A 13,137-nucleotide genomic window follows, 5' to 3' on the forward strand; every position below is an offset into this window, starting at 1 on the left:
TGAGATGGCAACACTCAGGGTCAATTGTCTGGAGATGGGCGCGACGGACTTGGACTTGGGCGCCGCCGTTGGTGAATGTGTCTTTAACTAAGTGTCCAGTATGGACCTTAAAAAACTGTTTTTGACGCGGTTGGATGCCGGGTCACTCTTTAAATACTGAACAAAAGGGAATTCTGATATGGCAGCCGACGGCAACAAGAAGATGAACGCCAATTTGGAACTCAAATGGCGTGAAGAGATGCGCAGTGATGTGATCAAATGGATCCAATCCGAAAAGGACATCATCAAGCTGTTCCCGAGAACGATCACTTACTCCAAAAAAGTCGAACTGAACCCCGACAAATGGAACGAAGGTAAATTGAAAAAGGCGCTGCCCCGTCTGTTTCGCCAAGAGTTAAAGAACTTGGCCAACCGAATGTCGGACGCCATGAAACAGGCTGAAAAGTCAAAATCACCCAAAGAGCACAACAAGCTCATCACCACTGTAAAGAATGCAATCTCCGATACCAAAAAAGAGATTATAGAGAAGTGTGACCAGCTTTTGGACGATCTGGAAACCGGTGCCGGCGATGCCAAGGCTGGCCTTGCTCTGGGTAAAAAAGCCATGGCCGAGGTCAACAAGCTGGATGCATCCAAGGTGTTCAGTGAGCCTTTGGAAATTGCGATGGGCACTGCCAAGGTCATCCACATGGCTGAAACCAAAGGAGCTGACATGGCGGCAGCGCTCGACAACGCCAAAAAGGAAATCGTTGTCGCGCTAAAATCGCTGAACGAGACTGGAAAAACTGCTCAGAGTGTCGCCAAATACCTTGCGTCCAATGGCAAGAAGATGGCCGATAACCCCAAGGGCGAAGTATCTGCCTTTGGCAAGAAGGTCATGGATAAAAGCGTTCTGGGACCTCTCCAGGTACTCGACAAGAACATCGACAAGCTTGAAGCAGCCTTGGTGTCTTATGCCAAGGACCTCAAGGACGGCAAAGTTGATGGTCATAAAGCCAAGATGCAGGCCTCCGAATTCGAGAAGATGAAGGGGCTGCAAAAGTCGGCTGATGTTGCCGTGGCCGAAATGAAAAAGCTGCAAGTCGCCTTCAAGAAAGTCCAAAAGGACCTGAAATAGGCCCCAAACCGAACCTACGGAGATCCCATGACTGACGGATCAGGCAAAACTGAAGAGCTGGCGACAGACCCTCACGATGGATCGGTGCGCGCGCGCTTGCGTGTATTCTTGGAGCAGGATCGTGTCGTAAACGCGATCATGGCGTTGATCATTTTCAACGCCATTACGCTTGGCATCAGTACGTCTGACTGGGCGCAGGCCAACTTTGGAACGTTGCTGAACATCATCGACAAGACGGTGTTGACCATCTTCGTGATCGAATTGCTGCTCAAACTGTACGCATATGGTCTGAACTTTTTCCGCAACTCGTGGAATATCTTTGATCTGTTCGTGGTCTCGGTTGGTTTGTTGCCGTCGTCGGCGGGTTTGTCTGCCTTGCGCGGTTTGCGCGTCATTCGTGCACTGCGTCTGTTGTCTGTCATTCCGCAAATGCGGGCTGTGGTTCAGGCCTTGCTGGATGCCTTGCCGGGCATGGGCGCGGTCATCGTCATGATTTCCATTGTGTTCTACGTCTTTGGCGTGATGGCCACGATCATGTACGGCGCTGCCTTTGACGAATGGTTTGGTACGCTGGGTCGATCCCTCTATTCACTGTTCCAGATCATGACACTGGAATCGTGGTCCATGGGGATTGTCCGCCCAGTGATGATCGAATTTCCGATGGCATGGGCCTTTTTTGTGCCCTTCATCGTTATTACCGCCTTTTCGGTTCTTAACCTGTTCATCGGTTTGCTGGTCAACACCATGCAATCCGCGGTGGAGGCCGACACAGAGGCTGAGTTCGAACAGCTGCGCGCCCTTGTGCGCGAAGAGACCGATCAGGTTGATGCCCACGTGCTTGAGCTGAGTGCACAACTCAAAGAATTGCGCGAAGAACTAGCCAAAGCCCGGGAGGGTGGCGCATGAGCAGTCAGAAGTTTATCGCCCGCAACCGCGCACCCCGCGTTCAGATCGAATATGACGTGGAACTGTATGGCGCGGAAAAGAAGGTGCAGTTGCCCTTCGTGATGGGTGTGATGTCTGATCTGGCTGGCAAGTCCGAGGTGCCCCAACCTTCCATCTCTGATCGTAAGTTTCTTGAGATCGACGTCGACAACTTCGATGAACGGATGAAGTCGATGGCGCCCCGCGCCGCCTTTACTGTGCCCAACACACTGACGGGCGAGGGCAATCTGGCCGTCGATCTTACCTTTACCACGATGGACGATTTCAGCCCGGCGGCGATTGCGGCCAATGTGGACAGCCTCAAACCCCTGCTTGAGGCCCGCACCCAACTGTCCAACCTGATGACGTACATGGATGGCAAGGCCGGTGCCGAGGCCCTGATCGAAGAAATCCTGGGCAAACCTGAACTATTGCAATGCCTGTCCGCTGGGATCAGTTCGGCAGCCGCCACAGAAAACACGCTGGACGCCCTTCGCGATGCCGCACCAGAGGACACTCCAGAAGAAGACGTCGCCGCAGATGTTCTGGCCGGGATCGAGCGCGTCGAAGACGCGCCGGAGGAGGATACTACCGCCGACGTCCTCGCAGGCATCGAGCAGGTCGAGGACGCACCGGAGGAGGACACGACCGCTGACGTCCTTGCAGGGATCGAGCAGGTCGAAGACGCGCCGGAGGAAGATACGACCGCCGACGTCCTCGCAGGCATCGAACAGGTCGAGGAGGCACCTGAGGAGGACACGACTGCTGACGTCCTTGCAGGGATCGAGCAGGTCGAAGACGCGCCGGAGGAAGATACGAACGCCGACGTCCTCGCAGGCATCGAACAGGTCGAGGAGGCACCTGAGGAGGACACGACTGCTGACGTCCTTGCAGGCATCGAACAGGTCGAGGACGCGCCGGAGGAAGATACGACCGCCGACGTCCTTGCAGGCATCGAGCAGGTCGAGGATGCGCCGGAGGAGGATACGACCGCCGACGTTCTCGCAGGCATCGAGCAGGTCGAGGATGCGCCAGAGGAAGATGCGACCGCTGATGTTCTCGCTGGCATCGAACAGGTCGAGGACGCGCCTGAGGAGGACAAAACCGCTGACGTCCTTGCAAGCATCGAACAAGTCGAAGACGCGCCGGAAGAAGACACGGCCGCTGATGTTCTGGCTGGTATCGAACAGGTCGAGGATGCGCCGGAGGAAGACACTGCCGCTGACGTCCTCGCAAGCATCGAGCAGGTCTGGGATGCGCCGGAGGAAGACACCGCTGCTGACGTCCTTGCAGGCATCGAACAGGTCGAGGATGCACCTGAGGAAGACACGGCGGCTGATGTTCTGGCTGGTATCGAGCAAGTCGAAGACGCGCCGGAGGAAGATACGACCGCTGATGTTCTGGCTGGTATCGAACAAGTTGAGGACGCGCCGGAAGAAGACATTGCCGCTGACGTCCTTGCAAGCATCGAGCAGGTCGAGGATGCGCCGGAGGAAGATACGACCGCTGATGTTCTGGCTGGCATCGAACAAGTTGAGGACGCGCCGGAAGAAGACACCGCTGCTGACGTCCTCGCAAGCATCGAGCAAGTCGATGAGGCACCTGAGGAAGACAAAACCGCTGATGTCCTCGCAAGCATCGAACAGGTCGAAGAGGCGGTCGAGGACGGCGATGATCTGGACGGCATTCTGTCCGAACTGGACACGCCGCAAGACGCCGAGGATGATACCGATGACGTCGGCGATGTGCTGGCCGGGATCGAAGCTGCAACATCGGAACCCGAAGCAAAGGATGATCTGGACGACATTCTGTCAGGGATCGACACGCCGGAGGACGGAGAGGATGATGCCGACGATGTCGGCGACGTTCTGGCTGGGTTGGAAGCCGCTACTCCGGAGGAAGAGGAAGGCGAAGACCTCGATGACATTCTGTCCAGCCTCGATACGCCGGAGGATACAGAAAGCGACACTGGGAATGTCGGCGATGTTCTGGCTGGACTGGAAGCCACCACTCCGGAGGAAGAGGATGGCGACGATCTCGATGACATCCTGTCCGGACTGGATACGCCTCAAGACGCCGAGGATGATACCGATGATGTCGGCGATGTGCTGGCCGGGATTGAGGCTGCGAAACCCGAGGCGGACGACGATGGCGATGACCTGGATGATATCTTGTCCGGCCTCGACACGCCCGAGGATGGCGCGGAAGAGGACGGTGACGATCTAGACGACATTCTGGGCACTCTGGAAACGGATGCTTCCGAACCCGAGGCGGAAGACGATGACATGGACGCACTTTTGGCGAGCTTGGATGCACCTGAAGCCGATGAAGAGCCTGCGGATGAGACGGCCGATGTTCTTGCAAGTCTGGAGACTGCCGAAACGGATGCTGCGGACGACAGCGATGATCTGGACGATATTCTTGCCGGGTTGGAGACAGCCGATGCCGAGATCGAGAGCGCAGAAGATGATGTGGATGCGCTCCTCGCTGGCCTGGAAACGCCAGAAGAAGAGACTGGGGGCACAGACGATCTGAACGACATCCTTGCAGACCTTGATGGCGATGACACCGACGCTGAAGAAAGCGCCGGCGACGATCTGGATGCCGTTCTTGCCGGGTTTGAGGACAAGACCGAGGCCCCCGCAGATGGCGATGATGACCTCGATGCGTTGCTCGCCGGGCTGGACGATGACGATACCGGCGAAGCGGACGAAGGCGACGATATGGACGCGTCGCCCGCTGGGCTGGAAGGCGGCGACGACGACCTTGATGCGTTGCTCGCGGATTTGGATGACGACGCCGAAGAGGACTCTGGTGCGGATGACGATCTGGATGCCCTCTTGGCCGGCCTGGACGACGAAACCGATGACGCGAGCAACGATGGCGACGACGACATGGATGCCCTGCTTGCCGAACTGGATGGCGATGATGCCAACGAAGACGCAGGCGGGGATGATGACCTTGATGCATTGCTCGCGGGACTGGACGATGACGCCGATGAAGACTCCGGTGGAGATGACGATCTGGATGCACTCTTGGCGGGTCTGGACGATGATGATGACGGGGACGCCGACGAGGATGGCAGCACGGATGGCGACAGCGCGGAAGCGGCCGAAGCACCTGCGGAACCAGCTGAACCCGTTCAATCGCCCTTTGGGCTGATCAGCCAACCCCGTCCAAGTCGCGCTGATCTGAACCGGACCAAGTTCCGCATGGCCGTCTTTGGCGACTTCACAGGCCGTGCCGCGCGCGGGTTGATGGAAACCGGGGATGCGCTGGCCAGCCGCAAGGCCATTCCGCTGGATGTGGACACCATTGACGAGATCATCGAAGGCTTTGGCACCACGCTTGTTCTACCCATCGGTGCAGATGGTGCTAGTGTCGAAGTCAAGCTGGGCGAGATGGACGACCTTCACCCGGACGAACTTTATGACAATGTCGACCTGTTCGAGGCCATTTCGGGCGTGCGCCGTCAGTTGGGCGTAGGTTCGATGGCGGATCGCGCGGTCGATCAGCTGAAATCTTGGTCAGAAACCTATTCCACCCCGATCAAACTGCCAAAGACATCGGCAGGGGCATCGATGCCCGCCAACCTCAAGCTAAGTGATTTTCAGGCCCTGATCGGTGACACCCGCGGCACCCTGACCCAAGCGACACCCGCGGATGAAATGATCGCCCGGATCATCGGCCCGCACGTGGTCAAAGCCCCGGATGCGGGCGCTGCTGCCATGCAAGCAGCAGTGGATGAGGCGCTGAGTTCGGCGATGAACCTGATCCTTCACCACCCCGAGTTCCAGGCGATTGAAAGCCAGTGGCGCAGCCTTGATCTGCTTGCACGGCGGATCGAAACCGACGTGAAGCTGGAAATCGTGCTTTATGATGTGTCCGCCGGGGAACTGGCAGCCGACCTGGCAGCCCAAGAAGACCTGAGCGAAAGTGGGCTCTTCAAACTGGTCACAGACGTGCTTGAACCTGAAGAAGGGGCAGGGGGTTTTTCCGCCCTGTTCGGCATGTACACCTTTGAAGAAACACCGCCCCACGCCGAACTTCTGGCCCGGATCGGACAGGTTGGGTTGCATGTGGATGCGCCCTTCTTTTCAGCGATTTCGCCCAGCTACCTCGATACAGCCCCCGAAGATCGCCACCCGCTGGTGGCCAAGACATGGGACACGCTGCGCAAGATGCCCGAAGCGGCCTATGTTGCGCTGGCGGCTCCGCGGTTCCTGCTGCGCCAGCCGTATGGTGCCAAATCGGATCCGGTGTACGCGTTCGAATACGAAGAGTTTTCGCCGCAAGAGGGCCTGAAAGGCATGTTGTGGGCCAACCCCGTCGTGCTAACCGCGATTTTGCTTGCTGGGACATACAAGAGCGTTGGCAAGGCTGCAGGCATGGACCTTGGGTCGATGATGACCCTTGGGGACCTGCCGTTCTACTACGTCAATGACCGATATGGCGATCAGGTCGCGTTACCGTGTACCGAACGCAACCTGACAACAGACCCCGCACAGGCTACACTGACACGTGGGTACATGCCTGTGCTCTGGATGAAGGGGCGCAACGACATTCGTCTTGGATCCTTCCGTTCGCTTGGAGGAGACACGATTGCAGGGCCATGGCAGGAAGACGTGCCCAAACCGCGCAAATCGCCCAAGTCCGCTGATCTGGATGTAGAGATCGACGTATCTACTGATGACGACGACGCAGACGAGGATACATCGCTTGACGATCTGCTTTCGGGCCTTGAGGATGATGCGTCGGACGACGATGATGATGATATCTCGCTGGACGATTTGCTAGCGGGCTTTGACGACGATGATGACGACGCGTCGGGCGATGACGACGACGAGATGGATCCGGAACTTGCAGCCTTGCTGGAGGGCCTTTGAATGAACGCACTGAACGGAATACCAGGCGACGGCCCCAACGAAGGGGACGAACCCCCCATCATTTTGTTGGGAATCGAAAAACGCAGTTATTACGTGTATAAGGGTGACGAGTTTTTGAACCAGCTTTTACTGGCGGATGGGGAGTTTCCTACGCCCATCCTATGCGTAAACTTTGAAACGGTTTTCGATGCAAAGCGCGTGATTGGCGAAGATTTTTCGCTGGCGTCCTATTGGGTGATCCACCCGGAGATTATCGCCAGATTGCGTGCCGACAAGTTTTTGATTGAAGCGGACGAATAGGGCCCGGTTTTAGGGGGCCAAGGAGTAGCACAATGGCAGAAGGTGATCTTGAACTTGAGGGCCGTAAGGTCTGGATGGAGGGCACGTATTCCTCCAAACCGGTCAACCTGAAAAACGCCCGAGTGATCGAAGGTCTGAGCATGCTCACCGAGACCACGATCGAGTTCCTTTCCTCAGACGAGGCGCTGGACTTGCAGGACATGCTGGGCTCGACCATCCACTTGTGCCAAAAAGACGAGGAAGACAAAGACCGGTTCTTTACCGGTATGTGTGTCTCTGTTGACTATGTCGGCCTTTATCAGGGCCTGTCTCATTTCGTCGCCCAAGTCCGCCCTTGGTTGTGGTTCCTCACCCGCACGATTGAAAACCGCGTTTTTCAGGAGATGAACGTTCTTGATATCATTCAGGAAGTCATGTCGCCCTACGGGTTCTGGTCAGACGTCAAGAAAGAAACGACGGCAACCTACAAGCCTCGCACTTACTGTGTGCAATACAATGAGACGGATTTCGACTTCATCTCGCGCCTGATGGAAGAAGAGGGGATTTACTACTTCTTTGTGCAGGACGAGAAAAAGCTGAAAATGGTGCTGGCAGATGGCATCAGTGCGCACAAACCAACCCCAAAGATCAAGGAAGGCAAGATCGACTTTGCCTTCAAGGAAGGCGGCGAGTACCGCCGCGACAACGACCACGTTTTTGACTGGAGCGAAACCACCGCGGTGACGACAGCAAAGGTCACGCTTGAAGATTACGATTTTGACCAGCCAAAGAGCCAATTGAAAAAGGCCAAGTCGATTCCAAAGGGGGATCACTCCAGAAAGTCCAAGTTCGAACACTACGTGTATCCCGGTCACAACAGACCGGAGACCCACAATGTGGACGATGCCTTTGTCAAAGTGCGGATGGAATCTGAAGCGGTGCGTCACAAGCTGTCCCGCGGTGCCGGGAACGTGCGCACATTGGGGGTCGGTCAGACGTTCAAGTTGAAAGACCATCCACGCAAATCCAACAACGTCGACTATCTGGTCACACGGGCCGTCCATCATTTGCAGATCGAAACCGACTACGAGGATGCAGAGACCAAAAAACCGCTGTTTCCCAGCACGCTCCCTGTCGATGAGGAAAACTCTGACACCTACCGCATCGTCTTTGATGTGATCCCCAAGACCGAGCAATTCCGCGCCCCGCAGGTCACTCCGTGGCCCCGGTCCATGGGCCTGCAAACAGCCGTTGTCACCGGCCCTTCGGGCGAGGAAATCTACACCGACAAATATGGCCGCATCAAAGTGCAGTTCCACTGGGACAGGCTGGGTTCGAAGGACGAAAATACCACCTGCTGGGTACGCTGCGTAATGCCGTGGACAGGCAAGAACTGGGGTATGATCTCTGTCCCCCGCATCGGGCAGGAGGTCGTGATCCAGTTCGAGGAAGGCGACCCTGATCGCCCCATCTGCACGGGCATGCTGTATAATGCAGACACGATGCCGCCTTACGCTCTGGATGCAAACAAGACTCAGACTGGGATCAAGACCCGCTCAAGCAAGGATGGTGCAGCCAGCAACTATAACGAGCTGGTCTTCGAGGACAAAAAGGATGAGGAATTCATCCGCATGCACTCGGAAAAGGACTACTTTCAGACTATCGAGAACAATGCGGTCGTGGAAATCGGGTTGGAAAAGAAGGATCCTGGCGATCTGACCCAGACCATTCACCACACCAAGACCGAGACGATCAAAACTGGTGACCACATCTTTACTGTCGAAGAGGGCAACCAAGAGATTTCGATCAAGACGGACCATACCGAGAAAATCGAAGGCAAAGCGACCCAAACGATCACCGAAGACTATACCCAGACCATTGAAAGTGGAGACGTCACCCGAAATGTTGACAGCGGTAGCGAGACGTTCACCATCGCTTCAGGGGATTACACGGTTGACGTTTCGTCAGGTTCAATTGCCATAACAGCGGCGGTAGAAATCTCGCTGTCGGTGGGCAGCAATTCGATTGTCATTGATAACAGTGGCGTTTCCATAAGCGGTATGATGATCACCATTTCAGGCGAAGCAAGCGCCGATATGGATTCACCCTTGACGACAGTATCGGGGGAGCTCGTGACGATTGACGGCACCTCCACGATGATCAACTGAGGAAAATATGTCCAAGCGCTTTGAAAACCTCAAAAAGATCCCTGATGAGCCCGCTGTCCGTCTGCTTTCAGCAGCCAATGCCAAGCTCAAAACCAAGTTGAAATCGCCGGCCAATGCGTCGGTCCAAACTGTTCTGGAAGAGCTGGAAGCTGCTGAAGCACCTGTGGACATGCTGCGGCTTCTGTCCGTAGCTTTGCCGCCGCGCGAATGTGTGTGGTGGGCGTGCATCGCTGGGCGCGATATTTTACCCGAAGACGAAAAAAGCGCCTGTCTGACTGCATCCGAAGCTTGGGTGTTCGATCCCAGTGTCGAAAACCGCGAACGCTTGCGCCTTGTACTGGAAAATGAATCCTCAGGCGACAAAACCGCCGCCTGTGCCACCGCTGCCTATTATGCACCCGGAAATCTGGGCGAAGGCGATATGGCTGACATTGCCGCACCCGTTGGGGTGGTGTCTGCCTGCTGCTTTGGTATGAACCTCAAGACTCTCAAGGTCGGTCCTCTCCCGGACCGGTGTTTTGAAGTAACAATCGACCGGGCGCTCGACATTGCACGTGGCGGCAATGGCAAGATACAATTGGTCGAAGAGAAAAAGACGGAAGGAACTGACTGATGCCTGGCCCACCCCAAGCCCGCCTTGGCGATATGCACTCCGGCCCCTGTACGTTGGCCTCGCCGTTGCCGATTTTGCCGCCCTGTTGCCCCACAGTACTGGTTTGCAAACAGCCTGCGGCCAGAGTGGGAGACATGTGCACCGGTTTGATCGCCCCACCGGCCGCCAACTTTCCGCCCCATCCAATTGCCAAAGGGTCGATGACTGTTCTCATCGGCAAGATGCCCGCCGCCCGCATCGGCGACATGTGCAGCCTTGGTGGCGCGATCGTGGCCGGTGCTCCGACAGTTCTGACGGGCGGCTGATACAAGAATGGCGATAACACTGCGCTTTCAGTCTACCGGTAGCATTCCGGGTAATGGCGATCCCATCGTGATGAATGGTCCAAGTCTGACGCTTGGCCGTGGCAACGAGAACGATGTTGTGTTGCCTGATCCCAACCGCGAGTTGTCCAAACGGCATTGCGCGATTGAGGATCACAACGGCAACGTGATCGTGGTCGACTTTTCGACCAACGGCACATTTTTGAACTATGGCAAGCTCGCCCTTGGGGCGACCCCAACGCCTCTGAACGACGGCGATATCCTGTCCGTCGGCCCTTATGAAATTCTGGTCAGTATCGCTTCACAGGATACCGGGGACTTTTTGGCTGACCCGGTGGCTGACACGCCAGTGTCGCCCGGCTTTGCGACCAATGCGCCCAGCAATGCAGATTTGCTGGATGCCCCGGGCGATGGCGGCGATTTTCTTGACGATTTGCTGGTGGGTCGCGGCGCGCCTCAGGGTCCCGGTGTTATGCAACGGGACGAAGTGGGTGACGACGGGCTACTGCCGCCTCTTGGCGAAGAAGAAGGCCTTTTGCCCCCCGCCGATGATCCTTTTGCAGGGCAAGGAGCCAGCGCAGGATCAAATCACGCAGCAGGCCAGGACCACTTTTCAGTTCCCAGACATGCTGCTGCGTCATCATCTGCAATCCCAGATGACTGGGACGATGACTTCTTGTCGCCGACACCGCCTGCGGCTGCCGCCGTTCCGAATGATCCCTTTGCCGCTCCGATGGAGCCTGCACCGATGCCGCCCGCTGCCGCGCCGCCTGCTGGGCGGGCACATGTGGCCCCTTCGCCGATGCCTGTTTCACCAATGCAGCCGCCGATGCAGCAACCGCCCCAAGCCGCACCTGCGGCCGTGGGTGGGCCAGATGCCGCGTCGCGTGCGTTTCTGTCAGAATTGGGTGCGGGTTCCCTTGGCGTTCCAGATCATGACCTTCCCGCCACGATGGGCAAACTTGGGACTGTGCTGCGCATCGCCATTGAGGGTCTGCGCGAAATCCTGATGACCCGCGAGTCCATCAAATCCGAATTCCGCATTGAAAAGACCATGTTGCAACTGGGCGGGAACAACCCGCTTAAATTCTCGCGCAGCCCGGATGAGGCGATCGAGGCGATGGTTCTGCCCACGCAACGTGGCTATGTTGAGGCGACCGAGGCGGCCAGCGAAGCCCTGAAAGACATCAAGGCCCACGAAGTAGCGATGCTGACAGGTATGGAAGCCGCGCTCAAAGGTATCCTCAAAAAACTAGACCCCGCTGTGCTCGAAGAGAAGATCAGTGCGGATAAGAGTCTGAGTGGAATGCTGAAAAGCCGGAAAGCCCGTTATTGGGAAATCTACGAAAGCATGTATACAGAAATCTCAGACCAGGCTGAAAACGACTTTCAAGAGCTCTTTGCCAAGGAATTCGCCCGCGCCTACCAAGAGCAACTGGACAATTTGAAATGACCGACGCCAACGATAAGAGAGACACCTGATGGGTTGGGACAGCAAAGTGCTGTGGACCGAGGGTTTGTTTTTACAGCCCCATCACTTCCAGCAGGCCGACCGCTATACCGAAAGCCTTGTGGCGGGTCTGGCCCGCCGGGTGTCTCCGTACGTCTGGGGGGTCAACAAGCTTGAGATCGATCAGGAAGTTCTGAAGTTTGGCCAGTTCGCCATCACGTCCTGCTCCGGCCTGACGCCAGATGGCACCGTGTTCCGAGTGCCAGAAGCCGAGGATCATCCGCCTGCACTGGATGTGCCCGAAGGCATCAAGGACTGCGTTGTCTACCTAACTGTGCCGCAACGCCGTCAGGGCGCGCTTGAGGTCGATATGACCGGTGCCGAACTGTCCGCTGCGCGCCTGCGTCCGGGCGAATTGGAAGTGACCGACGTTACCTCGTCTGGCAAAAAGGCCGTGACAATGGGCGTCGGCAAGCTGCGCTTGCAGTTTGCTTTGGGTGTGGATGACCTTGCTGACCGGCTGTGCATCCCGATCGCCAAGATCATCGAAGTAAAGCCTGACAAAGAGGTGATGCTCGACACGGGCTTCATTCCGTCCTGCCTTGATATTCAAGCTGCCGGACCACTGACTGCCTTTGCGCGCGAGTTGGACGGCCTGCTGAACCACCGCAAGAGTGCATTGTCCGGTCGCATGTCCGAAGGTGGTAGCACCAAAGGCGTGGCCGAGATCACCGATTTCCTACTGCTTATGTGCGTGAACCGGATGCAGCCGATCATCGAACACATGGCCGGCATCGAAAACGTGCACCCAGAAGAGATGTATCGCACCTGCATCGGGCTTGCGGGAGAACTGGCGACCTTCATGGCAAACGACAAGGCAGCGCCCGAGTTTCCGCCTTACGCCCACGACGATCTGACCGAGACGTTCAAGCCCGTGATCCGTATCCTGCGTCAGTACCTGTCTTCGGTTCTTGAGCAGACGGCGATCTCCATTCCGCTTGATCCGCGCAAATACGGCATCAGCGTCGGGATCATTGCGGATCGCAAGCTGCTGTCAAACGCAGGTTTCGTTCTTGCCGTTCAAGCCGACATTCCTGCCGAAAACGTGCGCCGTCACTTCCAGAATCAGGCCAAGATTGGCCCGGTCGAGGAAATCCGCCAGTTGGTCAACTCGGCCCTGCCGGGTATCCCGCTGCGCCCGCTGCCTGTTGCTCCGCGCCAGATCCCGTATCACGCAGGTGTCGTCTATTTCGAACTGGATGGTGACAGCACCCATTGGGGCAAAATGTCGACCTCTGGCGGTATCGCCGTTCATGTATCCGGGGAATTCCCCGGCCTGAAAATGGAATTGTGGGCCATTAGGCAGGGCTAAGCGCC

The 13,137-nt window shown here is 56.8% G+C and carries 9 protein-coding genes and 1 pseudogene; all 10 read left to right on the forward strand.

The genetic code is table 11. The features are described 5' to 3' along the window. Window positions 1–178 precede the first annotated feature (178 nt). The 10 genes and pseudogenes from DHN60_RS16910 to tssK all read left to right on the forward strand — a co-directional run bounded on the left by DHN60_RS16910 (window position 179) and on the right by tssK (window position 13,132). Complete coding sequence (locus DHN60_RS16910; protein WP_108838509.1) at window positions 179–1,117, forward strand: hypothetical protein; 939 nt, start codon at window positions 179–181, stop codon at window positions 1,115–1,117. Between the two features lie 27 nt (window positions 1,118–1,144). After that, entirely contained in the window at window positions 1,145–2,023 is an 879-nt protein-coding gene (locus DHN60_RS16915; protein ID WP_108838510.1) for an ion transporter, read from the forward strand. Beyond that, window positions 2,020–2,490 (forward strand): annotated as a pseudogene (tssB, locus tag DHN60_RS22695) (type VI secretion system contractile sheath small subunit); the annotation flags it as partial. The gene DHN60_RS16915 and the pseudogene tssB, both read left to right, overlap by 4 nt. Next, window positions 2,473–6,927 (forward strand): type VI secretion system contractile sheath large subunit, encoded by a 4,455-nt coding sequence (locus DHN60_RS22980; RefSeq protein ID WP_368773172.1) that lies wholly within the window; start codon window positions 2,473–2,475, stop codon window positions 6,925–6,927. The pseudogene tssB and the gene DHN60_RS22980, both read left to right, overlap by 18 nt. Further along, complete coding sequence (locus DHN60_RS16925) at window positions 6,928–7,227, forward strand: hypothetical protein (RefSeq protein ID WP_108838512.1); 300 nt, start codon at window positions 6,928–6,930, stop codon at window positions 7,225–7,227. 32 nt (window positions 7,228–7,259) lie between these two features. Further along, window positions 7,260–9,374: a type VI secretion system Vgr family protein gene (locus DHN60_RS16930; protein WP_108838513.1), complete on the forward strand. Its 2,115-nt coding sequence runs from the start codon at window positions 7,260–7,262 to the stop codon at window positions 9,372–9,374. 7 nt (window positions 9,375–9,381) lie between these two features. Further along, complete coding sequence (locus DHN60_RS16935) at window positions 9,382–9,987, forward strand: hypothetical protein (protein WP_108838514.1); 606 nt, start codon at window positions 9,382–9,384, stop codon at window positions 9,985–9,987. Beyond that, complete coding sequence (locus DHN60_RS16940) at window positions 9,987–10,292, forward strand: PAAR domain-containing protein (RefSeq protein ID WP_108838515.1); 306 nt, start codon at window positions 9,987–9,989, stop codon at window positions 10,290–10,292. The genes DHN60_RS16935 and DHN60_RS16940 overlap by 1 nt, the downstream gene beginning before the upstream one ends. Window positions 10,293–10,299: 7 nt before the next feature. Further along, window positions 10,300–11,763 (forward strand): type VI secretion system-associated FHA domain protein TagH, encoded by a 1,464-nt coding sequence (gene tagH, locus DHN60_RS16945; protein ID WP_108838516.1) that lies wholly within the window; start codon window positions 10,300–10,302, stop codon window positions 11,761–11,763. A 28-nt stretch (window positions 11,764–11,791) separates the two neighbouring features. Then, window positions 11,792–13,132, forward strand: a complete 1,341-nt coding sequence (gene tssK / locus DHN60_RS16950; RefSeq protein ID WP_108838517.1) for a type VI secretion system baseplate subunit TssK — start codon at window positions 11,792–11,794, stop codon at window positions 13,130–13,132. Window positions 13,133–13,137: the final 5 nt, after the last annotated feature.

It is taken from the genome of Tateyamaria sp. Alg231-49 (assembly GCF_900143535.1).
GTDB lineage: Bacteria > Pseudomonadota > Alphaproteobacteria > Rhodobacterales > Rhodobacteraceae > Tateyamaria.